This window comes from Pseudomonadota bacterium, assembly GCA_008501635.1.
Taxonomy (GTDB): Bacteria; Pseudomonadota; Gammaproteobacteria; order QQUJ01; family QQUJ01; genus QQUJ01.
Map to the genome: position 1 here is coordinate 21537 of QQUJ01000007.1, position 25710 is coordinate 47246.

At 64.9% G+C, this 25710-nt stretch carries 21 protein-coding genes; 4 read left to right on the top strand and 17 right to left on the bottom strand.

All coding sequences use genetic code 11. The features are described from left to right. Positions 1-21: 21 nt before the first annotated feature. The 13 genes from DWQ09_02175 to DWQ09_02235 form a co-directional block, all read right to left on the bottom strand. On the bottom strand, positions 22-1188 hold the full coding sequence (locus tag DWQ09_02175) for an NnrS family protein (GenBank protein ID KAA3629958.1): 1167 nt from the start codon (positions 1186-1188) through the stop codon (positions 22-24). A 139-nt stretch (positions 1189-1327) separates the two neighbouring features. Next, positions 1328-2518 carry a CoA transferase gene (locus tag DWQ09_02180; GenBank protein ID KAA3629959.1) on the bottom strand — a complete coding sequence of 397 codons (1191 nt, stop codon included), beginning with the start codon at positions 2516-2518 and terminating at the stop codon, positions 1328-1330. After that, the gene (locus tag DWQ09_02185) at positions 2515-4836 is read right to left on the bottom strand and encodes a xanthine dehydrogenase family protein molybdopterin-binding subunit (GenBank protein KAA3629996.1); all 2322 of its coding nucleotides are present in this window, start codon (positions 4834-4836) and stop codon (positions 2515-2517) included. The genes DWQ09_02180 and DWQ09_02185 overlap by 4 nt, the downstream gene beginning before the upstream one ends. A 5-nt stretch (positions 4837-4841) precedes the next feature. After that, positions 4842-5315, bottom strand: a complete 474-nt coding sequence (locus DWQ09_02190) for a (2Fe-2S)-binding protein (GenBank protein KAA3629960.1) — start codon at positions 5313-5315, stop codon at positions 4842-4844. Next, positions 5299-6171, bottom strand: coding sequence for a xanthine dehydrogenase family protein subunit M (locus DWQ09_02195; GenBank protein ID KAA3629961.1), 873 nt, complete (start codon positions 6169-6171; stop codon positions 5299-5301). The genes DWQ09_02190 and DWQ09_02195 overlap by 17 nt, the downstream gene beginning before the upstream one ends. Positions 6172-6423: 252 nt before the next feature. Beyond that, positions 6424-8028 (bottom strand): methylmalonyl-CoA mutase, encoded by a 1605-nt coding sequence (locus DWQ09_02200; protein ID KAA3629962.1) that lies wholly within the window; start codon positions 8026-8028, stop codon positions 6424-6426. Next, positions 8025-8420, bottom strand: a complete 396-nt coding sequence (locus DWQ09_02205) for a methylmalonyl-CoA mutase (GenBank protein KAA3629963.1) — start codon at positions 8418-8420, stop codon at positions 8025-8027. The genes DWQ09_02200 and DWQ09_02205 overlap by 4 nt, the downstream gene beginning before the upstream one ends. Further along, complete coding sequence (locus DWQ09_02210) at positions 8417-9550, bottom strand: acyl-CoA dehydrogenase (GenBank protein ID KAA3629964.1); 1134 nt, start codon at positions 9548-9550, stop codon at positions 8417-8419. The genes DWQ09_02205 and DWQ09_02210 overlap by 4 nt, the downstream gene beginning before the upstream one ends. A gap of 167 nt (positions 9551-9717) precedes the next feature. Then, on the bottom strand, positions 9718-11433 hold the full coding sequence (locus DWQ09_02215) for a hydantoinase B/oxoprolinase family protein (GenBank protein ID KAA3629965.1): 1716 nt from the start codon (positions 11431-11433) through the stop codon (positions 9718-9720). Beyond that, positions 11430-13550: a hydantoinase/oxoprolinase family protein gene (locus tag DWQ09_02220; GenBank protein KAA3629997.1), complete on the bottom strand. Its 2121-nt coding sequence runs from the start codon at positions 13548-13550 to the stop codon at positions 11430-11432. The genes DWQ09_02215 and DWQ09_02220 overlap by 4 nt, the downstream gene beginning before the upstream one ends. A 13-nt stretch (positions 13551-13563) precedes the next feature. Next, on the bottom strand, positions 13564-15102 hold the full coding sequence (locus DWQ09_02225) for a long-chain fatty acid--CoA ligase (GenBank protein ID KAA3629966.1): 1539 nt from the start codon (positions 15100-15102) through the stop codon (positions 13564-13566). Continuing rightward, complete coding sequence (locus DWQ09_02230) at positions 15099-16649, bottom strand: long-chain fatty acid--CoA ligase (GenBank protein ID KAA3629967.1); 1551 nt, start codon at positions 16647-16649, stop codon at positions 15099-15101. Before DWQ09_02230 ends, DWQ09_02225 begins: the two co-directional genes overlap by 4 nt. After that, the gene (locus tag DWQ09_02235) at positions 16649-17857 is read right to left on the bottom strand and encodes a thiolase family protein (GenBank protein KAA3629968.1); all 1209 of its coding nucleotides are present in this window, start codon (positions 17855-17857) and stop codon (positions 16649-16651) included. Before DWQ09_02235 ends, DWQ09_02230 begins: the two co-directional genes overlap by 1 nt. Before the next feature lie 330 nt (positions 17858-18187). Between DWQ09_02235 and DWQ09_02240 the strand changes: the two genes are divergently transcribed. Genes DWQ09_02240 through DWQ09_02255 form a run of 4 tightly spaced genes read left to right on the top strand, consistent with a single transcriptional unit; the run spans position 18188 to position 21416 of the window. Continuing rightward, positions 18188-18781, top strand: a complete 594-nt coding sequence (locus DWQ09_02240; GenBank protein KAA3629969.1) for a TetR/AcrR family transcriptional regulator — start codon at positions 18188-18190, stop codon at positions 18779-18781. 12 nt (positions 18782-18793) lie between these two features. Beyond that, complete coding sequence (locus tag DWQ09_02245) at positions 18794-19117, top strand: XdhC family protein (GenBank protein ID KAA3629970.1); 324 nt, start codon at positions 18794-18796, stop codon at positions 19115-19117. Continuing rightward, positions 19114-19806 carry a xanthine dehydrogenase gene (locus DWQ09_02250; GenBank protein ID KAA3629971.1) on the top strand — a complete coding sequence of 231 codons (693 nt, stop codon included), beginning with the start codon at positions 19114-19116 and terminating at the stop codon, positions 19804-19806. Before DWQ09_02245 ends, DWQ09_02250 begins: the two co-directional genes overlap by 4 nt. After that, complete coding sequence (locus DWQ09_02255; GenBank protein ID KAA3629972.1) at positions 19803-21416, top strand: 4-diphosphocytidyl-2C-methyl-D-erythritol kinase; 1614 nt, start codon at positions 19803-19805, stop codon at positions 21414-21416. Before DWQ09_02250 ends, DWQ09_02255 begins: the two co-directional genes overlap by 4 nt. A 7-nt stretch (positions 21417-21423) precedes the next feature. On the opposite strand, the gene DWQ09_02260 is transcribed toward DWQ09_02255, so the two are convergent. From DWQ09_02260 to DWQ09_02275, 4 genes are all read right to left on the bottom strand, one after another. Further along, on the bottom strand, positions 21424-22353 hold the full coding sequence (locus DWQ09_02260) for a methylmalonyl Co-A mutase-associated GTPase MeaB (GenBank protein ID KAA3629973.1): 930 nt from the start codon (positions 22351-22353) through the stop codon (positions 21424-21426). Positions 22354-22434: 81 nt separating this feature from the next. After that, complete coding sequence (locus DWQ09_02265) at positions 22435-23751, bottom strand: TRAP transporter large permease (protein KAA3629974.1); 1317 nt, start codon at positions 23749-23751, stop codon at positions 22435-22437. Then, the gene (locus DWQ09_02270) at positions 23751-24230 is read right to left on the bottom strand and encodes a TRAP transporter small permease (protein KAA3629975.1); all 480 of its coding nucleotides are present in this window, start codon (positions 24228-24230) and stop codon (positions 23751-23753) included. Before DWQ09_02270 ends, DWQ09_02265 begins: the two co-directional genes overlap by 1 nt. A 73-nt stretch (positions 24231-24303) precedes the next feature. Then, complete coding sequence (locus DWQ09_02275; GenBank protein ID KAA3629976.1) at positions 24304-25335, bottom strand: ABC transporter substrate-binding protein; 1032 nt, start codon at positions 25333-25335, stop codon at positions 24304-24306. Between the last annotated feature and the right edge of the window lie 375 nt (positions 25336-25710).

Consider the following 25710-nt stretch of genomic DNA (forward strand, 5'->3'; position numbering starts at 1 on the left):
GGAGCGCCGCGAGAGCCGGCATCAACTGCGCGGCAGGCTGGGCCGCAGCAGATGACCGCCATAGGCGATGAGATAGATCATCAGGGCTGCAATCCACAGCAGCACCGACGCGTCGATGATCAGGGTGGAAGTCGCCGCGACTCCGCCGGCGAAACGCAGCAACGCCGCCCCCGCCATCAGCCAGAACGCCAATACCACCACCGGGGCGGGCTCGACGCGGCGACCCGTGTGTTTCAGCACGACGCGGGTCATCAGCCCCATCTTCATGACGCCGAATGCACCCACCGTAAAGAGGTGCAGCGCGGCGTTCCCGCTGAGCACGGGGGTGAGATCCCCCAGCGCACGCGCCACAAAGGCGGCAATCAGCCCGAGATAACCCACATGCATCACGAACACCACCGGCACCCGGCGCACCGACCAGCTCCGCCAGCGCGCCATGCGCATCCCGTGAACCAGCGCCGCAGCCAGGGCCACCGCGCCGGTGATCACAGGTGCCAGATCGGCAACGAGAACCGCGCCGTAGGCCACGGTGACCAGCACCGCCGCAGTCTCCAGCGGCACGGAAAAGGGGATGCGTCCCGCCCATCCGCGCTCACGCAGCGTATTCTCGGTAAAGATCGGTGTGAGAAAACCGGCGACGAAGGTGAAGAGCGCCATCATCGTGTAGACCGCCAGCTGCAGCGCCCGCCCGGCGGCTGCGAAATCGCCGGCGGAGATGGCCTGCCAATAGCGAAGGTCGGCGACGAAGAAACCGATCAACAGGGGCAGCAGCAGAAGATAGAGCCGTTGCGGCACACGCCATAGACCGGGCGCAACAATCAGCGTCAGCAGCAGATAGAACAGCGCATCCATACCGCCCGCCACACCGGGCGGCAGGCTCCCCTGGTGCCAGAATGCAACGCGCCCCGCCAGCCACACGCCGGCCAACAGCACCAGGCGCCCACCACCGATCTCCGCGGTACCCGCCCACCCCGGCAGCGCGGTCAGGACAAACCCGGCGATGATCGCGGCAGCGAACCCAAACACCATCTCGTGGCCATGCCAGAGGGCATGGGGCGACACGACATCGGGGCTCACCCACTCCAGGGGCCAGACCAACAGCACCAGGGGGCCGTAGACCGCCGCGCCGAGATAGAACGGGCGAAAGCCGGAGAGCCAGAGGGGGGCGTTAAGCACACGAACAAGCATTATCAGCCGCCTTCCAACGCATCAGTCGGGACAAGCGGTCCCCCTCTCCAGGCGGGAGAGGGGATCTGCTGCGATCACTGCCTGCCGATCCGCTCGAGGACCTGCCCCTGCGGGAGGGGAACTATTGCGCATGTTTCCGTCACGCAATCGCCCCGCCAGCGATGAACCCATCGACCTCTTCCTCCTGATAACCCGCCTCGGCCAACACCCCGCGCGTATGCTCGCCGTACCTGGGCGGCAACGGCAGCTCGCTCTGCAATCCCGGTCGATCCACGGCCGGGGGCTGCATGCGGATCGTGCGGCCATCGGGCATCCGGGCCCGGGTCAGGCGATCGCGCAGGGCTTCGAGTGCGGCCACCTGCGGAATGGTATGGATGGGGGCATGGGCGATCTTGGCGGCGGCGAAATCGACGGTCAGCTCGGCGGTGGTGTAGCGCGCCGTGACACTCGCCATATCACGGTGTATGGCGGCGCGCACCTGGTGACGGCCGTCGTTGGTCTCGCGGCCCGGCTGGCCCACCGCTGCGAACTTGGGGATGGCGGTCAGGCGCTGCCACTGCACGTCGTTGCCCACGGCGACGAAGATGAAACCGTCCGCGGTAGGGTAGGCGTTAGTCGGAATGAACTTGCGGTGTTCGTTGCCGCAGCGGGTGATCTCCGAATAGTCGCAGTCGAAGTCCAGCAGCGGCAGCGTGGTGATGAGCCACGAGGCGGCCGCCTGCAGCATGGAGACATGGATCGCCTGCCCCTCGCCGCTCTCGGCGCGCTCGGCCAGCGCCAGACAGACGCCGGCGAACACCTCGTCGCCCGCCTTGAGATCGATCAGCGGCACACCGGTCAGCGTCGGCGGCCCGTCGGAGCTGCCGGTCAGTTCCATGTAGCCGGCCATCGCCTGCACCGCGGGATCGTAGCCCGGCACGTGGGGATAGTCGGGGCCCATGGCCGAGATGCCCGCCCAGATGATGTCGGGTTTCACCCCTTTCAGCGTTTCGTAGTCGATGCCCAGTTCGCGATAACGGCCCGGCAGCGTGTTGCAGCAGAAGATATCGACATCGAGTTCGCGCACGAGCCGGTGCAGAATGCGCTGCCCTTCGGGGCTCTTGAGGTTGAGCGCGATCGACTCCTTGCCGACGTTGGGGGCAAAGAAGTAGCTGCGCCGGTCGTCGTCCAGCACCTTGGCGCCGATATAGCGGTTGGGGTCGCCCGGCAGCCCGGAGCCCGTGGGTGTGGCCTCGATGCGGATCACCCGCCAGCCGAGCTGCGCGAAACGCAGCGTCGCCGACGGCAGGCTCAGAGCCTGTTCCAGAGCAAGAACGGTGCGGCGTTTCATCGGGTACTCAACACCGGCTCTTGCGCCATGCCACGCAAGGCCCGGTAGACCTTCTCCGGTGTGAACGGCGCTTCGTGCATGCGCACCCCGGTGGCGTTGTAGATGGCGTTGGCGGTGGCGGCCGCAATGCAGATGGCCGGCGCCTCGCCCACGCCCTTGGCGCCCTGCGGACCTTCGCCGTCCATGGTCTCGATAAAGGTCACGTCGATCTCGGGGACCTCGGGCGCGGTGACCAGTTTGTAATCGCGAAAGTTGGGATTGAGGCAGCGCCCTTCCCTGACCAGCAGATCCTCGGTGAGGGCATAGCCCTGCCCCATCACGATACCGCCCTCGATCTGCCCCTCGATGCCGAGACGGTTCAGTACCCGTCCCACATCGTGGGCGGCGGTCACCTTGAGCAGGCGCACGATGCCGGTCTCGGTGTCGACCTCGACCTCCACCACCTGGGTGGCCCAGGCGTAGGCGGCGGAGACATCGCCCTTGAAACCCTTGTCCTGATGCACGCTGGGCGGCTCGTAGTAGAAGCTGGTCATCACCAGCTCGGCCTTGTCGCGGAAGTGCAGCGAGCGTAGCAGCTTGTCGAGACGCATCACCACCTCGTCGTCGGCGGTGCGCACGATGTTGCCGGCACGCAGGTCGAGCCCGTCGGCGGGGATATCGGTCACCGAACTGGCGGCGGAGAGAATCTTCTCCTTCGCCAGGCGCGCGGCGCCGATGGCGGCGTTGCCGGCGATGAAGGTGGTGCGGCTGGCATGCACACCCACATCCCACGGCGTGACGTCGGTGTCGTTGTTGACCACCGTCACCGACGACATCGGCACGCCGAGTTCCTCGCACACCAGCTGCGCGATGACGGTTTCCGAACCCTGCCCGATCTCCGAGGCGCCGGTCATGATGGTGACGCGGCCGAAGTCGTCCATCTTGAGGATGGTGCCGCAACCGTCGGAGGGGTAGATCTTCGCCCCGCCGCCGACGTGCAGCATCGAGGCGATGCCGACACCGCGCTTGATGGGATTGCCGTTGTCGCGGGCCGCGGCGTTGGCGGCACGCCTGGCCGCGTAGTCGCTGCGCTCGGCCGCCGTGGTCAGGCACTGCTTGAGTCCGCAGCTCTTGAAGTGCAGTCCCTGGCCGGTGGTCTCGCCGGGGTCCTGCGCGTTTTTCAGACGGAACGCCAGCGGATCCATGCCGATGGCGTCGGCCAGCTGATCCATGTGCTGTTCGATGGCGAAGGTGGCCTGCAGATTGCCGTAGCCGCGGAACGAACCCGCGGTCGGATTGTTGGTGTAGACCGCGCGCGTGTGATAACGGCAGTGCGGCACCCGGTAGAGCGACGAGGCGGTCTGCATCATCACAAACGGGATGGTCGCCCCCCACGAGGTGTAGGCGCCGTTGTCGAGCAGCGCCTCGAAACGGCGGAACATCAGGGTGCCGTCCTTTTTGGCGCCGCTGCGCAGGCGCACGTAGGCGGGCTGGCGCGTCGGCGAGGCGATGAACTCCTCCTCGCGGGTAAAGACCAGCTTCACCGGCCGCCGCGCCTTCTTGGCCAGAAACACCGCAATGGGTTCGAACGGATAGATGTCGAGCTTGGAGCCGAAGCCGCCGCCGATGGGCGGCTGGATGATGCGGATGCGGTTGGGATCCATCTCCAGCACCTCGGCGAATTCGCGCTTGTGCAGGAACGGCACCTGGGTGTTGGAGTAGAGGGTGAGATTGCCGGAGGCCGCATCGAAATCGGCGATCACCCCGCTCACCCCCATGCAGCAGTGGGTGACGTAGTGGAGCTTGAAGGTGTCCTCCACCACCACGTCGCACTCCGCTTCGGCAGCGTCGATGTCGCCGTGCTCGTAGCTGAACTCCATGCACACGTTGTCGGGCTTGGCGTCCTGGATCACCGGGGCGCCCTCGCGCACCGCCTCGCGCGGATCGAAGATCGTCGGCAGGTCTTCGTACTCGACCTTGATCAGGCGCAGCGCCTCGGCGGCGATCTCCTCGCTCTCGGCGGCCACGGCGGCGATCTCGTCGCGTTCGGCGCGCACCTTGTCGCCCTTGAGCGGCGGATTGTCCTTGTTGATCCCGATCGAGCAGCGCGGCAGATCCTTGGCGGTGATCACCGCACGCACGCCGGGCAGCGCCGCGGCGGCGCTGGTATCGATGGAGAGGATGCGCGCGTGCATGCGGTCGGTGCGCAGGATCTTGCCCACCAGCTGCCCGGGCAGGTTCAGATCCTGAATGTAACGGGTGCGGCCGGACACCTTGTCCGGCGCATCGAGCTTCGGGATGCTGCGGCCGATCAACGACTCTTTCTTTACCGCGATCATGGTATTCACTCCGTTGTTCCTGCCAGGTCCGCTACCGCGTCGACGATCTTTTTGTAACCGGTGCAGCGGCACAGATTGCCCTCCAGCCCGCGCTGGATCTCGTTGCGGTTGGGATGGGGATTGCCGTCCAACAGCGCCTTGGTCTGCACCACCATGCCCGGGGTGCAGAAACCGCACTGCACGCCGCCGTGCCTGACCATGGTGTGGCGCAGTTCGTCGTTGGCCGGGTCTTCGGCGATGCCTTCGATGGTGGTGATGGAGCGACCCTCGCAATCGACGGCGAACATCAGACAGGCGTTGACCGACACACCATCCATGAGAATGGTGCAGGCGCCGCATTCGCCCTCGCCGCAGCCGTACTTGGTGCCGGTCAGTCCCAGCTCCTCGCGCAGCAGGTCGAGCGTACTCATAGTGACCGGGACCGATACCCGGACCGGGCTGCCGTTGAGACGGAAGCGGATTTCACGCAGCAGTGACATGGCGCAGTACCTTCTTGGTCAGATTGGCGATGAGTTCGTGGCGGTACCAGGCACTGGCCCGCGCGTCATCGATGGGGTGGACCTCCTCCTTGGCCGCCGTCGCCGCGGCGGCGATGGTCACCTCGTCCAGGGGTTTGCCCTCCAGCGCAGCGGCGGTGGCGGTCGCCCGGTAAGGCGTCGGCCCCACGGAGCCGAAGGCGACGCGCACATCGCTAAAGGCGCGGTCGGTGAGCACACCGCCGATGGCTACCGAGACGGTGGAGATATCCAGCGCCGGGCGGGTACCGAACTTCTCGAACCAGGCGACGAAACCGGCGGGTGGCAGCGGCACATGGATCGCGGTAAGCAACTCATGGGGCTGGCGGTGCGTCCTGCCGGGACCGGCGAAGAAATCCTGCAGCGGCAGCCGGCGGGTGACCACCGTGCCGCCATCCCACGCCGCCAGCTCCACCTCGGCATTCAGCACCAGCAGCGGCACCAGGGTGTCGCCGGCGGGCGAGGCGTTGCAGATGTTGCCGCCCACGGTCGCTGCGTTGCGGATCTGCGGGCTGGCAAAGACATCAGCGGCGCGCACCAGCAGCGGCAGGTGCTCCTGGATCAGCGGGTTCTCTTCCAGTTCGGTGATGGTGGTCAGCGCGCCGAGGCGCAGTTGATCGCCTTCAACGCGCACGCCCGTCATCTCGGCGATGCGGCGCACGTTGAGCAGCAGCGGCTGATAGCGCACGCGGCCCGATTCGCCCTGCACCATCAGATCGGTGCCGCCGGCGAGGATGGTGGCCTCGCCGCGGGCAAGCAGTTCGACCGCTTCGCGCACCGTCGTCGGCGCGGCGTACTCCTGAATCTCGGGTTGGTTCATCTCGTCACTACCTCCAGTGTCCTGCAACAGCTCGAATGCTCATTCGGCGAAGTGGCTCGCCCGATGGTTCTCTCTTTTCCTCTCGCCAAGACGCGAAGAGCGCCAAGTCATCAAACTTGGATTGAATGGCTAGGAAACGTTAACGCCCCGCTTGCGGATGTGGTCTTCTGTCATGGTTCCAGTTTTCTTGGCGTCCTTTGCGTCTTGGCGAGAGAAAAATGATCTTTGCAAACATGAAATCCGGTACCCGGCCTAGAACCGAATCGGTTCACGGTAGCGGCCGTAGACCGCCACCATCGCCTGGGTGATTTCGCCGACCGTGGCATACGCCTTGACCGCCGCCACGATGGCGGGCATGACGTTGCGGCCCGCCTCGGCATCACCGCGCACCTGGGCCAGGGCCTGCTGTGCCTGTGCCTCGTCACGCTCCTGGCGCACGCGATTGAGGCTGTCGACCTGCAGTTGCGCGTCGGCCTCGTTATAGGGATGGAACTCGACGCTGCGCTCCTCCTCTTCCATCTGGTAGCAGTTGACGCCGACCTTGGGGAAGCGTCCCGACTCGATGTCCTGGTGCATGCGGTAGGCCTGGGCCGAGACCTTGGCCTGGATCTCGCCGCTCGCCACCAGCTTGACGATGCCGCCGGCCTTGTCCACCTCGGCCATGATGGTCTCCATCTCGTCGCGCATCTGGTTGGTCAGCGTCTCCATGTAGTAGCTGCCGGCCAGCGGGTCGACGGTGTCGCACAGCCCCATCTCCTTGATCAGCAGTTGCATGGTGCGCAGCGACAGGCGCGCCGAGTATTCGGTGGGGATGGTGTAGGCCTCGTCGTAGGAGCAGAGCGCCATGGTCTGGGTGCCGGAGAGCGACGAGATCAGCGCGTAGTAGGCGCCGCGCACGATGTTGACTTCGGGCTGCTCGAAGGTGAGCCCGCCGCCCCCGCCGCCGGCGATCATGCGCAGCCACATCGACGACGGTTGCTGCGCGCCGTAGTGTTCCTTGACGATCTTCGCCCACAGCCCGCGCCCGGCGCGGAACTTCGCCACCTGCTCGAAGAGGTTGCCGAAGATGTTGAAGTTGTAGGAGAGACGCCCGGCGAATTCGTCGATGGCCAGACCGCGTTTCAGCGTCTCGTCGGCATAGGCCTTGGCGATGCAGAAGGCGTAGGCCATCTCCTGGGTCGGCGTCGCCCCCGATTCGCGGATGTGATAACCACACACGCTCACCGGGCTGTACTTGGGGGCGTGCTCGGCGCAGTACTCGATGGTGTCGCAGACCAGCTTCACCGACGGCTCCACCGGGAAGATCCAGGTGCCGCGGCCGATGAACTCCTTGAGGATGTCGTTCTGCGCCGTGCCGCGCAGCGTCTTGACGTCGTAGCCGCGCTTCTCGGCCATGGCGAGGTACATGGCGATGAGGATGGCCGCCGCGCCGTTGATGGTGAGCGAGACGGTGATCTTCTCCAGGTCGATGCCGTCGAAGGCGATCTCGAAATCGCGCAGCGAATCGACCGCCATGCCGACCCGCCCCACCTCGCCGACCGCCAGCGGATCGTCGCTGTCGAGGCCGATCTGGGTGGGCAGGTCGAAGGCGACGTTGAGCCCGGTCTGGCCGTTGGCGATCAGGTACTTGAAACGCTGGTTAGTATCCTGCGGATTGCCGAAGCCGGCGTACTGGCGCATGGTCCACGGCCGCTTGCGGTACATCTCGCGGTGGATGCCGCGGGTAAAGGGATACTCGCCCGGCGCGCCCACCATCTCGACGCCGCCGGAAGCGGCCACATCGTCGGGACCGTAGGCGCTCTTGATCTCGATGCCGGACTCGTTGATCACCCGGCCGTCGTCGGTATAGATGGTCATTGCACCTTCTCATTGATGTAGTCGACGATCTCGCGCAGCTTGCTGCCCTGGGCGAAGATCGCATCGACGCCGATCGCCTGCAGCGCCGCATGATCCTGGGGCGGGACGTTGCCCCCCACCAGCCACACCTTGTCGCCCAGGCCGTGCTCGTCGAGCAGCACCTTCAGGCGCTGGCAGAAGGGGAGGTGCGAACCGGCCATGCTGGAGAGGCCGATCACATCCACATCCTCCTCCATGGCCACCCGCGCCACCGCCTCGGGGGTCTGGCGCAGGCCGGTGTAGATCACCTCGAAACCGGCGTCCATCAGGGCCCGTACGACTACTTTGGCGCCCTGGTCGTGGCCGTCGAGGCCGGGTTTGGCGATCAGCACCCGGATACGCCGCTGGTTCATGTCGATAACTCCTTGGCGATGATCAGCTTGAGGATCTCGCTGGTGCCGCCGCCGATCAGGGTGAAGCGCACATCGCGCAGGTAGCGCTGGAAGGGGTACTCCATGGCGTAGCCGTAGGAGGCGGCCACCCGCGCGGCCTGATCGGCGACGCGCGCCGCGGTCTCCGAGGCAAACAGCTTGGCCATGGCCGACTGCTTGTGGTGCGGGCGCTCGTTGTCTTTCAGCCAGGCGGCGTAGTGGACCAGATGCTCGGCGGCCTCGAGCTCGGTGGCCATCTCGGCGAGCTTGAGCTGAATCGCCTGAAAGCGGTTGATGGGCTTGCCGAACTGCTGGCGCTCGGCGGCGTAGTTGATGGCGGCTGCGAGCGCGGCGCGCGCCACCCCCACCGCCATGGCGCCGGTGATGATGCGGATCTCGGCCAGGAGCTTGCGCAGGTGCGCCTCGCCGTCACCCTCCTCCCGACTCAACCGGTGGCTGTCGGGCACGAAGCAGTCGTCGAAGGCGACCTCGGAGGTGGGCAGCGCCCACACCCCCATCTTCTCGATGGCGCGGCCAACGGCGAGCCCCGCGAAATCACGCTCGACCAGGAAGATGGTGAGCCTCTTCTCGGCACCGGCCTTGGCGAAGACGGTGAAGAAATCGGCCACCGGCGCCGAGGTGATCCAGGTCTTCTGGCCGTTCAACCGATAGCCGCCATCGACCTTGATCGCGCTGGTGGTGATACCGCCGAGATCAGAGCCGGCGTTGGGCTCGGTCATGCAGATGCCGCCGATCTTTTCGCCGGCCAGCGCCGGCCGGAACAACTGTTCATGAATGGTGGAGTTCCCCAGCATCTCCAGGAACTTGGTGCCCATCAGCGACTGCATGGCCACCGCGCCGGCCAGCGACAGCGAACCGCGCGACACCTCGGTCAGCGCCAGCACGTAGCTCACCAGATCCATCCCCGAGCCGCCCGAGGCCTCGGGATAACGCATACCGAAAAACCCCAGCGCCCCCAACTCGTTGAAGAGTTCGCGCGGAAAGGCGTGCGCTTCGTCCAGCGCCTCGGCCTGCGGGGCGATGCGCTCGTCGCAGAAGCGCGCGAAAGTATCGCGCACCGCCTGCTGCTCTTCGCTGAGATCGAAATCCATGGGCTCAAGCCGCCTCGGTCACATTCACGTCAACCAAACCCGGTTCCCTCTCCCTCGGGGAGAGGGTTAGGGTGAGGGGCGTCACGGGATCGAAGTCCCTCCCCTCATCCCCTCCTTCTCCCCTGGGGAGAAGGAACTCGCCAAAAATCCTTTCTGAAGTTGCGGGTCTACCTAGCACTTGTTGGGCTCCCTGTCAGGCTGGCGGACGGCTCATAACCGTAGGCGTCGCGCGCCTGTTCGGGGGTGATCACGCCGTTGCGCACCTCGGCGGCCAGTTTCTTGCGATCGCGTTTACCGGGTTCGCCATAGCCGCCCCCGCCGCCGGCGATCTGGTGATAGAAGGTGCCCTTGGGCACGCCCTTGATCAGGTCCTTGTTCTTCGGCACCACCTTCGTCCCATCCGGATAGGTGAGCTGGATGGTGTTGAGGATGCTGCCTTCGCCGCCAAAGAGGCCGAAGGCCGGCTCGAAATCGCCGTCGCCGAAGGTGACCAGCTGGGTGTCGTCGGAACCGATGACGAATTCGGTTACCACGCCCAGTCCGCCGCGCCACTGGCCGGGGCCGCCGGAATCGGGGATGTACTCGTGGCGCACCAGCCGATGCGGCGTCATCTGCTCGAACATCTCGTAGTCCTGATCGAGCACACCCCCCGAGGCATCGATCATGCCGATGTGGTCGTAGCCGTCGGTGCCCTTCATGGCGCCCGAGCCGCCCTTCAACCCCATGAAGCCGATATCGACATAGGGCTCGTTGCGCTGGGGGTCGACGCCGGTGGTCAGCGAGCAGAGCAGGTTGTTCCACCCCGCCGTCACCCGCTCCGGGATCACCGGCGCCAGCGCGCGGATGATGGCGTCGGCGTTGGGCGGGCAGAGATGATTGCCGAAGGTGGTCGCCTTGGGGTAACTGGCGTTGAGCACCGTCCCCTCGGGGATGATGATCTCGATGGGCGCGACCATCCCCTCGTTGTGCGGGATGTCGGGATTGACCATCTGCAGGAAGGTGAGGATGGTGGCCGAGGCGCTGGAGGTGAAGGTGCCGTTGACGAAGCCGTCGGTCTGCGCGTCGGTGTCACTGTAGTCGAAGGTGATCTTGCGATCCTCGACGGTGATCTTGACACGGATGGTGAACTCGCTGCCGTCATGGTGGCCGTCGAAATAGATCATCCCTTCGCCTTGATAGACGCCGTTGGGGATCTGCGCGATCTCGGCCTCGATCATCTTGCGCGAGGCCTCGAACAGCGCCGCCTTGTGCGCATCGAAACTCGCGCGCCCGTACTTGCGTACCAGATCCTGCAGGCGCCGCTCGCCCACGGTGCACGCCCCCATCTGCGCACGCATGTCGTGCTGGACGATGTCGAGGCGGATGTTGGCAAAGATCAGATCCCAGACATCCTTGCGCAGCTTGCCCTTCTCGTAGACTTTGACCGGCGGGATACGCAGCGCCTCCTGCCACACCTCGGTGGCGTTGGGGTTGTAGCCGCCGCGCACCGCGCCGCCGATGTCCGCCTGGTGGCCCTTGACCGCGGTGAAACCCACCAGCTCGCCGTCGACGAAGACCGGTTTGTAGACGGCGACGTCGTTGTTCTGGTTGCCGAGGCTGAAGACGTCGTTGTGGAAGATCACATCGCCTTCGCTGAAATCGCCCTCGAAGTACTCGATGATGTATTTGCAGACCGGCGCCAGCGAGAAGGCGAGGATGGGCAGATTCTCGGTCTGTTCGAGCATATTGCCTTCGGCGTCGTAGAGCCCGGTGACGAAGTCCTTCGCCTCGCAGAGGATCGGCGAGCGCGTGGTCATCTGCACCGAGAGACTCATCTCGTCGGTGATCGATTTGAAGGTGCGCGCGTAGACCGACAGCAGAATCGGATCGACCTGGGTGCTCATGCCTTGCCTCCTGTCTTCAATGCTTCGGCGACCAAATCTTCGCGTCCCTTGCGGTAAAGGGCGAAGGAGCCGTACTTGTCCACCACGCAGTCGAAGGCCGCCGAGACGAAAATCGCGGTGGTCTCCTCCTCGATCATGGCGGGTCCTGCAAGCCGGTTGCCGCGGGCCATGCGATGCCCATCGTAGACCGGCACCTCCTGGAACTCGCGGGTTTCGAAGACGTACATGGCGCGGCTGCCCTTGCGCGCGTGTTCGGCATCGGCGCCGGCATGGGGCAGTTCGCGGTAGACCGGCTTGTCGGTGCTGCCGATGGCCTGCACCCGCACGTTGATGATCTCCACCGGCACCCCCTGCTCCTCCAGCGAGTAGCCGTAGAGACGGTTGTGCTCGGCGTGGAAAGCCCTGGTGATCGCGGCGACATTGCGCCCCTCCAGCGCCGCGCGCGGCACCTCGAAGGAGACCTCGTGGTACTGCTTGAGGTAGCGGCAGTCGAACTTGACGACGTGGGTGCGCTGCCCCTTGGGAATGCGCTCCTCGTCGAGCAGCCGTCCGCCCTCGGTCTCCATGTCGCCGATCAGCTGCGCGAGCCGTTCCCAATCCACGCTCGCCAGCGGTGCGACGAAGGTGCGCACGAAATCGTGCTTGAGATCGCTCATCAGCATCCCCGAGGCGCAGAGGATGGAGGATTCGCGCGGCACGATCTGGAACGGGATGTCGAGTTCCTCGCAGATCAGGCAGGAGTGGATGGGGCCGGCGCCGCCCGCCACCACCAGCGGGAATTCGCGCGGATCGAAGCCGCGCTTGATGGTGATCTCGCGCACCCCCTGCGCCATGTTGGTACAGGCTACACGGTACATGCCCGCGGCGGCCTCTTCGACACTGAGATCGAGCTTGTCAGCGATGTGCTCCTTGATGGCACGGCGCGCGGCCTCCAGGTCGAGCTTCATCTTGCCACCGGCAAAGTAGTCGGGATTGAGATAGCCCAGCACCAGGTTGGCGTCGGTGGTGCACGGCAGCGTGCCCCCCTTGCTGTAGCTGGCCGGACCCGGATCGGCGCCGGCGCTCTGCGGCCCCATGCGCAGCAGGCCGCCCTCGTCGATCCAGCCGATGGAGCCGCCGCCCGCACCGATGGTGTGGATGCCGAGCATCGGCAGCGCGATCTTGAGGCGGTCGATGGTGCCGTCGTTGACCATCACCGGCGTCTTGTCCACCAGCGCCGCTTCGAAGCTGGTGCCGCCCATGTCGGTGACGATGCAACGCTCGTGGCCATGGGCCCGCGCGTACGCCAGTCCCGCGCCGGGTCCGCCCGCGGGTCCCGAGAGCAGCGTCAGCGCCGCCTTCTCGCGCGCCACCTGGGGCGACATGACGCCGCCGTTGGACTGCATGATCAGCAGTATCCCCTGGAATCCGGCCTCCTTGAGACGCCCGGTGAGCTGGTTGAGATAGCGGTTGAGGATCGGGCCGACGTAGCTGTTGAGGGCCGTGGTGCTGACCCGCTCGTAGAACCGAATCGAGGGCAGCAGATCGGCGGAGACGGTGAGGTAGGCGTCAGGCAGCGCGCTGCGCACCAGTTCGGCCGCGGCCTGCTCCTGCGCGGGATTGGCAAAGGAGTTCATGAAGCAGATCGAGACCGCCTCGACCCCCTCCTGGCGGAACAGCTCGATAGCCTTGCGCACGCCCTCCATGTCCAGCGCCTCGACCTCGCCGCCATCGCGATCCAGCCGGCCGCCGACGCCGGCGCGCAGATAGCGCGGCACCAGCGGAACGACGTTGGTATAGCGGTTGTTGTACTGCTCCTCGCGGATGCCGCGGCGCATCTCCAGCGCATCGCGCACCCCGCGGGTGGTGATCAGGCCCGACTTGGCGCCGGTGCGCGTCAGCGTGGCGTTGGTGGTCACCGTGGTGCCGTGGACGATGGTCTCGATGCCGCCGATGAAAGCCTCCAGCGACTGTGGCGGAGTCTCCGATCCGGCAATCTCGCGCAGCCCCTCCAGCACCGCGACCGACGGATCGTGCGGCGTCGAGAGCACTTTGTGGATACGCGGTTCGCGCCCTTCGCCGGCCACCAGAAAATCGGTGAAGGTGCCACCGACATCGATTCCTATCTTCAACGCCATAGCGGTGAACTCCTCAACCTGCCGCTGCGCCCGCAGCGCTGGCGGCAACCATTTCACGAAGTATCTGTTTCTGGATCTTGCCCAGCGGATTGCGCGGCAGCGCGTCGACACAGATCAGATCGCGCGGATGTTTGAAACGGGCGAGCTTGCCTTCGAAGAAGCTCGCCAGCGCCTCGCGATCCAGCGTGTGGCCGTTCTTCAGCACCACGACCGCCACCGGGATCTCGCCCCACTTGGCATCGGGCCGACCGACCACGGCGGCCTCGACGATCGCTTCGTGCCCGGCCAGCAGATTTTCCAACTCGGCGGGGTAGATGTTCTCGCCGCCGCTGATGATCATCTCTTTCTTGCGGTCATCGACGTAGAGATAACCCTCGGCGTCGAGATGGCCCACGTCGCCGGTGTAATACCAGCCGTTGCGCAGGCACGCCGCCGTGGCTTCGGGCTGGTTCCAGTAGCCCGTCATCACATTGGGACCGCGAATCAGAATCTCGCCCGAAGCACCGCGCGCCACCTCACGGTCCTGCTCGTCGACGATACGCATCTCGCAGTGCAGAGCGGCTTTTCCCGCCGAACCGGGTTTGCGCTGGGCATCGCTGCGCGTCAGGTAGGTGGCGATGGGCGAGGTTTCGGTGGCGCCATAGACCTGGATCAGCGGCACGCCGCGCGCATGCACCGCGGCGATGAGCGAGGCGGGAACCAGCGTCGATCCGGTGCTGATCACGCGCAGGCTGGAGAGATCGGTCGTCTGCCATTGCGGTGTGGCCAGGATGGCCACCAGCTGCGCCGGCACCAGGACGGTGAGCGTGATCGCCTGCTCGGCGATGGCCGCCAGGGTCGCCAGCGGATCGAAAGTGGCTTGCAGTGTGACCGTAGCGCCAGCATGCAGCGCCGGCAGGGTTTGGATATTAAGCCCGCCGACGTGAAACAGCGGCAAGCTGGTCAGCACCCGATCCTCGCTGGTGAGGTCGTGCATATGGGCGCTGTTGATGGCGGCATGGAGCAGCGCGTTCTGGCTGAGCAACGCGCCCTTGGGCAAGCCGGTAGTACCTGAGGTGTAGCAGAGCAGCAGCGGTGCATCGTAGCCCGCTTGACTGTCGCGGCCGCGTAGCGCGACGGCGTCCTCGAGCAGATCGGCATAGCCCAGCCAGCCCTGCGCGGGTTGACCGTAGGTTACCAGTGAGCGGCAGGCGATGCGTCCGCGATTCTCCTCCACCCGCGCGACGAACTCCTCGCGCGCGAACAGCACCACCGGTTCGCAGTCGTTGACGATGGCGCGATGCTCGGGTGCCGCCAGCCGCCAGTTGAGGGGTAGAAAAATCGCGCCGACGCGTGCACAGGCCAGCAGCAGGATCAGCATCTCCGGGCTGTTGTAGCCTACGTAGGCGACGCGATCGCCCGCCCGCACCCGCAGCCGTTTCTGCAACACGCCGGCCAGGCGCGCCACGGCGACGGCCAGACCGGCGTAGCTGTAGCCACCCTCGCCGTAGCGCAGCGCCATCTTGTCCGGCGTGAAATCGGCGTGGCGGTCGATCCAGTCGGCAACGTTCATACGCCCGCCTCCGCGCCCGCGATGGCCGTCAGCGCCTTTTTGTCGATCTTGCCCACCGTGGTGCGCGGCAATGCGTCCACAATTTCGATCAACGCGGGAACCTTGTACTTCACCAGGTTCGCCGTGCAATAGGTGCGCAGCGCCTCGCCGTCCAGCGTGCTGCCCGGCCGCAGGCCGACATAGGCGCGCAATTGCTCGCCGCGATAGCTGTCGGGCACTCCGACCACCGCCGCCTCCAGCACCTCGTCGTGGGCGCAGAGCAGCTCTTCGATCTCGCGCGGATAGACGTTGAAGCCACCGACGATCACCATCTCCTTCTTGCGCCCGGCGATGAACAGATAACCCTGCTCATCCAGATAGCCCAGATCGCCGGTGTGGAGCCAGCCGTCGCGCAGGGTCTCCGCCGTTTCCCTGGGCCGGTTGCGGTAGCCGTGCATGATCTGCGGTCCACGGGCACGGATCTCGCCAGGCTCCCCCGTGGGCAATACGCGGGTGCCGGTTTCGGTATCGACGATCTGGATCTCGGTGTAGGGCACGGCGATCCCCACGGAGAGCGGCCTGCGCTCGCCGCGCTCGGGATTGAAGCACAGCACCGGGCCGGACTCGGACTGACCGAAGCCTTCGAGCGTCTTGCAGCCCGTGGCCTGCTCCCAGGCCAGCAGCGTATCCACCGGCAGGCGCTCGGCGCCCGAATAACAGAGGCGCAGCGCCGAGAAATCGGTGCGCGCAAAATCCTCGTGCTGCATCAGTCCGGTGTAGATGGTCGGACTGCCGGGAAAGAGCGTGATGCGCCGTTCGGCCAGGGCGCCGAGCACCCAGTCGGGGCGGTAGCGCGGCAGAATCACCAGGGTGCCACGGCAATAGCAGGTGAGGTGCAACGCCATGGCCACGGCGTAGACATGGAACATGGGCATGACGCAGAGCAGCCGTTCGCTCTCGGGGCGCGTCGGCAGCAGCGCCTCGCGCTGGCTGATGTTGAGCGCCATCTGTCCGTGGGTGATGTTCACTCCCTTGGGAATGCCGGTGGTACCGCCGGTGTATTGCAGCGTCGCCAGCTCTTCGGGATCAGGCGACGGCTGCGGGAGCTCCCGCGCCTCGTCGGCCCAGGCGATCAGGCGCCGTCCGGCAGCGCCGCCGACATGGACCGCGCAGGCAATGCCAGGTTTGGTCACCAACGGTTGTACCCGTTCGGCGGCCGCCTCATCGTATACCATCACCCGCGGCTCGGCGTCGGCGAGGATTTCACCCAGCTCGCGCGTCGAGTACATGGGATTGAGGGGCACCACCTGGGCACCCGCGGCATGCGCTGCGAACATCGCCACTGCGATATCGAGCGAGTTACCGAGCACCAGGGCAACCCGCTCGCCGCGCGCACCGTGCTCGATCAATTCATTGGCAAAACCGGCGACACAGCTCAGATACTGTCCGTAGGTGAGCGCTTCGTTGCCCATCTCCAGCGCGGGATGGTGCGGTGCGCGTGCGGCTGCATCGGCCAGCATGTGGACTACCGTCGGGAAGATCGGCGGCAGATCCGGGTAGGCGCTCATCAGCGGGTATCCACCTGCAGCACCACCGCCATGGCGGTATCGCCCGCGGCGCAGCCCTCGAACAGCCCGTAACCGCCGCCGCGCAGCACCAGTTCCTCGATCAGTTCGATCACCGCCCGCATCCCGGTCGGCGCCTGGGGGTGGCCCCAGATCAGCGAACTGCCGTAGTTGTTCATGGTCATGGCATCGGCGCCCGTGGCGCGGGCAAAGGCGATGTCGTTCACCGCAAAGGGATTGTGCGACTTGATGGCGTCCATGCGGGCGATGGGCAGATCGGCCATCGCCAGGGCGTTCTTTGCGGCAGGGATGGTGGCCTCGGGCATGTAGGCCAATTCGGCGCGCGCCTGACCGAAACCGAGCAGGCGGATGACGATGGCGGGATCGCGGCTCAGCGCCCGCGCCTGCTCCGGAGCCGCAAGAACGATGGCCGCGCTGCCGTCGGCCGGGTGAGTCTGTCCGCCGAAGGTGACGGTCCCGCCGTTCACCACGGGACGCAGCTTCGCCAGCCCCTCGGCGGTTGAGAGCGTGACGCCCTCGTCCCCTGTCAACTGCCCGACCGTTTTGCGGAAACTGCTGTTGGGCACGGCAAAGGGCAGCGTCATGAAGCGTTTCAGGAAGGCCCCATCATCGGCCAGGGCCATGCGGTACTGCTCGGTGCGCCGCAGCACCACGTCGTGCTGCTCGGCGGCGGTGATTCCGTGTTTTGCGGCGACGTTCTCCGCGGTCTGGATCATGGCGTGGTTGCCGAGCGGATCGCAGGAGAAATTGTCCATCACCCAGTTCTCGTGATCGCCGGTGCCGCCGGGACCCAGGGGATTGGGGTAGTAGAGGTGCGGACCGTTGGAGGTGCGATCGCAGGTCACCGCCAGCGCCGCGGTCGCCAGACCGGTCTCGATCTCCTGGGTCGCGGCCAGCAGGCAGCGCGCTCCCGTGGCGCAGGCCTGGGCGATGGTCGGCCCGCCGACCTGGAGTGCCCCCGCCATCCCCATCAGCCAGGGCAGACCGTAAAAACTGTGCTTTTGCGGCACGCTGGTGCCCAGCACTCCGTAGTCGAAGATCGAACCGGGGATATCGCGCCGTTGCAATTCGTCGCGCACGACTTCGGCGGCAAACCGCACGCTGTGCAGCGTCGCGAAGCTTCCCTGCCATCGTGCAAAGGGCGTACTCCAGTACGCGCCGTAGGGAATCTCAGCCTTGAATGCGCTCACCCTGTCTCCTCCCGTGCCGGATTGGTCTGGTTGTCGGGGTCGGGTCGGGCGAGGGCACTCGCACTGGGCGCGCCGGGCCGATGGTCCGCCACGATCAGAGCGTGTAATCTCCTCTCCTCCTCGATCCCCGACGCCGCACACTCGTTCTTAGAACCATTTTAGACTGCGGCACCGCTCTTGAAACGCTAACAAAATCCAGGATCGCTGTAAATGTCGTTTTTACAGACCTGTAAAATAATCTATTGCTTAATAAAGGGTGAATCAGTACATTAGAAATCGTATTTTACAACCAGTAAATCCTTCTCACAGCTAAGGGACGGGAAGCGGAGCATGTCACGACGGGTACAGATTCTGCGCCGGGCCGCCGAGATATTCGAGCGCAAGGGCGTTGCCCAGACCTCCATCGAAGACATCGCCAACGAAGTCGGCATCAAACGTGAGGGGATCTACTATTACTTCAAAAGCCGCGAGGACATCCTGCTCGAACTGATCCTGCCACAGAGCAATATCCTGTTGCGCAACCTGCGCAATATCATGGCCGCGCAAGGCGACCATCTGGGCAAGCTTCATGCGGCCATGGAGATGCACCTCAGCAGCTACAGTCCCGGGTATCTGGAGACCACCGTCATGCTGCGCGAGAACCACATCTTCAAGGACCAGAAGAAACTCGACGCGCTGCGCAAGGTGTGGCGCGAGTATACCGACCTCTGGGTCCAGCTGGTCGCGGAAGGCCAGGCGGCGGGTGAGTTCCAGGCCGATCTCGATCCTAAAATGGCCTCCTATGGCATTCTCGGCATGTGCAACTGGATGTCACGCTGGTACACGCCCGGCAAGGGGATGTCGATCGCGCAGATCACCGAAGATTTTTTCAGGCTGTGCGCCTTCGGCATCGCGGCTCCCGCTGCGCGGCCCGGGCCCACCTAGGCACGCGCTGCGATGCACCCCGGCGATCAGGAGTTGATGGAACAGGCCGCGCAGTGGCTCGACGCCGGCCTCGGCGTCGCCCTGGCGACCGTGGTCCAAACCTGGGGCTCGTCGCCGCGACCGGTGGGCAGCCATCTGCTGGTCAACGACAGAGGCGAATTTTCCGGTTCCGTTTCCGGCGGCTGTGTCGAGACCACGGTGGTTCAGGAAGCGCAGACGGTGATTCGCGATGGCACGCCACAGATGCTGGATTTTGGCGTCACCAACGAACGCGCCTGGGAAGTCGGACTCTCCTGCGGCGGGACCATTCAGGTCTACGTGGAGCCTCTGCGGTGAAACGTCTCCTGCTCGACCAGCTGCGTGCATTCCAACAGGCGCATCGTTCGCTGGCCCTGGTCACCCGTCTCGCCGACGGCGCGCAAGCGCTGGTCTGCTGCAACGAAAGCCGGGGCGATCTGGAACTCAACCTCGAGCAGCTCAAGCAAGTGCGCCAGCTGTTGCTCAACAACCGCAGCGCATCGCTGGCCGGGGAAGGGCTGTTCGTGCGCAGCTACTCACCTCCGTTGCGGCTGATCATCGTCGGCGCGGTGCACATCAGCCAGCTCCTCGCACCCATGGCGGCGTTGGCGGGATTCGATGTCGTGGTGGTCGATCCCCGTCAGGCCTTCGCCGATGCGCAGCGGTTCCCGGGCACCGAACTGCGCGCACAATGGCCGGAGCAGGCCTTCACCGAGCTGCATCCCGACGAGCGCACCGCGGTGGTGACCTTCACTCACGATCCCAAGATCGACGATCCCGCGCTGTGCGCGGCGCTGCAGAGCCCCGCCTTCTACGTCGGCGCACTCGGCAGTCGCCGCACCCACGCAGCACGCCTGGAGCGGCTGAGGGAACAGGTGCCGGGCGCCGATTTGACGCGCATCCACGCGCCCATTGGCTTGAATCTGGGCGGCCGCGAACCGGGGGAGATCGCAGTCGCTGCCCTGGCGCAGATCGTCGAGCAGCGCAACCGCGAGGTGATGCCATGATCTTCGGCGAGTTTCCGCTGCATGACGCTGAAGGCGTGCTGCTCGCTCATAGCCTGCGGTTGCCCGAGCGCACGCTGCGCAAGGGACGGCGCCTGGGAGCGCCCGAAATCGAAGCCTTGCGAGCGGCCAACCGCGAGTCTGTGTACGGCTGTCGTCTGGATGTCGAGGACGTGGACGAGAATCAGGCGGCCGCCCAGGTAGCGGCCGTATTGCAGGGCGACGGGACCCACGCCGCACGACCCGGCGCCGGCCACTGCAACCTGGTGGCCGATGTCGCCGGTCTGGTGCGACTCGATCCCCACCGTATCGAAGCACTCAATCTGCTCGACGAGGACCTGCTGGTCGCCACTGCGGCGCCCTGGCAGCGGGTCGCGCCCGGGGACCTGGTGACACGCGTAAAAATCGCCTCTTTCGCCATTCCCGGCCAGCGCCTGGAACATTGCCTTGACGCCATCGACGCCAGCGCAACCCGCATCGCGGTTGCACCGTTCCGGCAACTGCGGGTCGCGCTGATCCTGACCCGGCTTGGCGCAGGCGACGAAAAACGAACCAGCGAGCTCCGTGACGGCATGCAGCGGCGGTTGGTACAACTGGGTAACGGTATCGACCTGGAGATCACCTGCGGGCACCAGCCCCAGGCGGTGGCCGCGGCGATCGCCCGGGCACGCGGCGCGGGGTGCGAACTGATCATCATCGGCGCCGCCTCGGCCACCGTGGATCGCGCTGACATGATCCCCGCAGGCATCCGCCTTAGCGGTGGCCGCATCGAGCGCTTCGGCTTCCCCCTGGAACCGGGCAGCATGCTGGTGCTGGCCCGGCAGGACGACACCCCCATCCTGGTACTGCCCGGCTGCGCCCGTTCACCCAAACCCAACGGGCTCGACGGGCTGCTGGCGCGCATCGTCGCGGGCCACCCCCCCAGCGACACCGAGATGGCCCGATGGGGCTGCGGAGGACTGTTGCCCGGGCAGCGCGCCAAGCCGGAGGGTGACGCAAAATCCAACGAACGGGCGAAGTCAGAGCAGCCCCGAATCGCGGCTATCGTGCTGGCCGCGGGCCGCTCGCAGCGCATGGGGGATGACAACAAGCTGCTGCGGCCGGTAGCGGGAACTCCGATGGTCCGCCATGCCGTCAATGCCGCGTTGGGCGTTCCCCTGGCCGGTGTGGTGGTGGTGACGGGACACCAGCACGAACAGATCGCCGCCACTCTCAGCGCTCACGACATCACGCTGGCGCACAACCCCGACTACGCCAGTGGTCTCTCCTCCTCGCTGCGCGCCGGCCTGGCCGCGCTCCCCGCCGGCATCGACGGCGTCGTCGTCCTGCTCGGCGATATGCCGCTGGTCACCGCCGCGCATCTGGCGCGCATCCTCGATGCCTTCGCACCCGATGCGGGGCGCAGCATTATCGTGCCCACGTTCGAGGGGACGCGCGGCAATCCGGTGCTCTGGTCGCGGCGGTTCTTCCCCGAAATGATGGCACTGGAGGGCGATGTGGGTGCGCGCCGGCTGATGCGCCAGTATCCCGATCTGGTCTTTGATCTGGCGATGGACGATGCGGCAGTGCTGACCGATATCGACACACCCGGGACCCTCGCCGACTTGAAGTAACCCCTGTTCAGTCTTGCGTTCGGCGTTGATCGATCAATTGATCGAGCGCTTCCGGTACGGTTGTCTCACCGGCGCGAATCGCATCGCAGAGACGATCGAGATGATCACTCTCCCCAATATTCCATTCGGCCAGCAAACGCTGCGCCAACGCCTCGGCCAACAGGCGCCGCAGATGCCGGCGGCGTTTCAGCAGCCGGTGTTCAGGCGTTGCGGTTGCCGCGACCTTCAACATCGCATCCACGCACGGCGCGAGCCCGGACCCGTTCAACACATCGGTGAGCAGCACCGGCAGTTCGCGACCGCTGCCGTGCAGCGTCAGCGCAAGCCGCTCGGCGTAGCTGGACGCACCGGGCAGATCGGCCTTGTTGACCAGCACCAGATCGACCACCTCCAGCACCCCGGCCTTCTGTGCCTGAACCTCGTCGCCCAGACCGGGGGCGCAGATCAGAACGTTGACATCCGCCACCTCGACGATGGCGGTTTCCGATTGTCCGACGCCGACGGTCTCAATGATGATCACATCGCGTCCGGCGGCATCCATCACATCCACGGCCTGGCTCACCACCGGCGCGAGCCCGCCGAGGCTGCCGCGTGAAGCGACGGAGCGCACGAACACACCGGGATCGGCACCGATATGGTCGGTCATGCGCAGACGGTCGCCCAGCAGCGCGCCGCCACTGCGTTGACTGGAGGGATCGACGGCGATCACGCCGACGCTGAGTTCACGCCGCCGCAACTCGGCGACCAGTGCGCCGGTCAAGGTCGATTTACCCACTCCCGGCGCCCCCGTCAGTCCAATCACCCGGGCGTTGCCGAGATGCGGTTGGATCGCCGCCAGCAACTCGCCGGCCCAGGTGACGTTTCTTTCCAGCGCGGAAATCGCGCGCGCGAGAACATCGACGCGTCCTGCACAAAGCTGCGTCACCAGCGTTTTCATGTCGGGGTTTTGTGAGCTCACAGCCGGCCGAACCCCGGGTGATGCACGTGCAGGCTGGCGCGGCTGTGGTTCACAGGGGCGTCAACCCATGAGCGATGGGAGATAGAGCGACAGCGGCGGGATGAAGACCAGCAACATGAGGCGCACGATATCCATGCACCAAAACGGCGTCACCCCGCGGAAAATGGTGGAGAGTTTCACCTCCGGCAGTACGCTGCGCAGCACGAAGACATTCAATCCGACCGGTGGCGTGATCAGACTGATCTCGGTGACAACCACGATCACGATGCCAAACCAGATGAGCACCATCTCCGGATCCATAAAATCACCAAAATCGAGTCCCACCATCACCGGATAAAAAACGGGTACTGTAAGCAGGATCATGGAGAGACTCTCCAGCACACAACCGAGGATCACATAAACGCCCATGATCAGCACCACCACGATCAGCGGCGAGACATCGAGCGAGGTGACCCACTCGACCAACCCTGTAGGCAGACTGGTGATGTTGATGTAGTTCGAAAACATCAAGGCGCCGATCAGCACGAAAAAGATCATGCTGGTGGTGCGCACGCTCTCGACGAGGACGTCGAAAATCCCTCTCAGGGTCAGTCGCCGGCGGGCCAGCGCAAACAGGAAACTCCCCGAGGCGCCGATACCGGCGGCTTCGGTCGGCGTAAACACACCGCCGTAGATACCGCCAATCACCAACACGAAAAGCACCACTACGCCCCACACTCCGCGCAAGGCTATCAGTCGCTCGTGCCAGCCGGTGCGAATGCCGGGCGGACCCGATTTTGGATTGAGCCGCACCGTGATCATGACGGCGACGAGATAGAGCATCACGCCGAGGATGCCGGGCACCACACCGGCAATGAACAGCTTACCGATGTCCGATTCGGTGAGTATGCCGTAGATCACCAGGATGACGCTGGGTGGAATGAGAATCCCCAGCGTGCCGCCCGCAGCGATGCTGCCGGTCGCCAGCGCATCCGAATAACCGAAGCGGCGCATCGGTGGATAGGCCACCTTCGACATGGTTGCAGCGGTGGCGAGACTCGATCCGCAGACCGCGCTAAAACCGCCGCAGGCCACCACGGTCGCCATGGCGAGTCCGCCGCGCCGGTGCCCGAGAAACGCATTGGAGGCTTGATAGAGTTCGTCGGAGAGCCCGGCCCGGGAGACAAAATTACCCATCAGGATGAACAGCGGCACCACCGAGAGGCTATAGGAGAGGCCCGTCTCGTAGGTCGCTGTCGTCGCCATCTTCAGCGCGGGCTCCCAACCGACCACAAGCCCGTAACCAATGTATCCCACGATACCCATGGCGAAGGCGATGGGCACGCGCAGGGCGATCAGCCCGAGCATGCCGGCAAAGGCAATAAACGCTTCCGACATCAGAGCCTGTCTTTGTGAAGTTGATCGTGTCCGGTCAGCGTCCACCAGGCCATGCCGAGCAACACCACTCCGGTGAAGGCCAGCATCCCGCTCATGAAATAGACCAGCGGGGAGATGGGAATGCTCAGGATAGCGGTGGTATCCCCGTAATTCAGCATTTCGTCGGCCTTCTCCCACATGCTGACGCAGAGGACGAAGAGGATCAGACCACTGAGGAGGGAGATCAAGGCATCGCGAAAGTGCTGGATCGATGAGGGGATCATGGCGTCGAACAGATCGACCGTTATCTGCTCGCCGCTCAGGGTGACCAGCGGCAATGCGGCAAAGATCAGCGTGGCCAGCAGCAGTTCGGTGATTTCGAAGCCGCCCGGCACGGGGGCATTGAAAAAGTAGCGTCCGATCACGTCGACGAAGGTCAGCACCATCATGCAGAACAGCAAAACGGCTGCGACGCCGCCCAACAGCCAGTGGAGCACCATCCCCACCTTGCCGCCAGACGGCGCCGCGACTTCAGACGCCGGTTGATTACTGCCTGAACTCACCTGAACTCAACTATTTGCCTTCGATCTTGGCGATCTCTGCACGCAGCGCGCTCATGATGGCGGCGCCATCCGCGCCCTTGGCGTTGGCTTCGCTCACCCACCCCTGCTCGACACCGGCCGTCGCTTTCTTGATCTGCCCCACCAGCGCATCGGAAGCGGTTGAAAGCGTGACGCCGTCTTCCTTCATCCTGGCGATACCGATCTGATCGACGTTGTCCCACGCCTTGCCCGAAAGCCGCGCAAAGTTCTCACCGGAGACCTTCATGATCGCGTCCTGGTCCGCTTTGGGCAGTTCACCAAAAGTCTTGCTGTTCATGACCAGGAAGAAACTGGTGTTGTAGAGCCCCTTGGGCACCAGCGTGCCGTAATGCACCAGTTTGGTCAGCTTGAACGAGGCGACCGATTCGCTCGGGAAGAAGACACCGTCGGCCACACCGTTGGACATCAGTTCGTACGCTTGCGAGGCAGGTTTGAGCAGCGCGGTGGCGCCGATGGCCTGTGCGATGTCATTGACTACACCACCACCGACACGGATCTTCAGGCCGTTAAGATCTTCAAGAGCATTGACGGCTCGCTTGGAGTTGAAGATATGACCTGGGCCATGGGTGAAGACCGACAGCAGCGTCACGCCGTCGTGTTCGTTGGCCTTCTCCATGTACTGCTTGTAAACGCGCCAATAGGCGACCGAGGTCGATTCGGCACTGTCACCCAGGAACGGCATCTCCACCGCCTTGGTCAGCAGGAAGCGACCCGGCTGATAGCCATGTACGCCGAAGGTCACATCAGCGACGCCGTCTTTGGCCAGATCGAAGTGAGCGGGCGGCTTACCCAGCGGTTTGGGCAGCACGTTGACTTTGACGCGCCCCTGTGTGGCCTCGGCGACCTGCTCTGTCCAGGGAATGATCATATCCCGGACGATAGGGTGGCCCGGCGGCAGCCAGGACGATAGGCGCAGTGTCGTTTCCGCCATGGAGGACGGCGCAATCAATGTACAACTTAGTACTAGTGCTGCAGCGGTGGCAATACGAAGCTTGTGTAACATTTTCTCTCTCCTCCCCAAAGGGTGCCTTCAGGTGCCATTGGTCCATGGTCTCCCGGATCGGGATACCCACTTCTTAACCGGCTACCCGCCCGTTGCGGACCGATAGCCTGTATACGGATTATTTAAAGCATCTTGTCCTAAGGAGTCCCTGCAAACGGCAACCGCTTACGCACATCCTGTGTCTGCGGCAATCGCTCTTGTCGGCGTATGCAGGTTAGTATGACTGTCTATCATCAATCGGTCGGCACCAGCACCGCGCGCAGCCTTAAGTGTAGACAGTATGAATGCGGCTGCGATGTTGCGCTGGATCAATTGTATGTCCCGGCAACCCGACGGGCTTCTAATGGCCCACTTTCCTGCGTTGGACACGCTAGC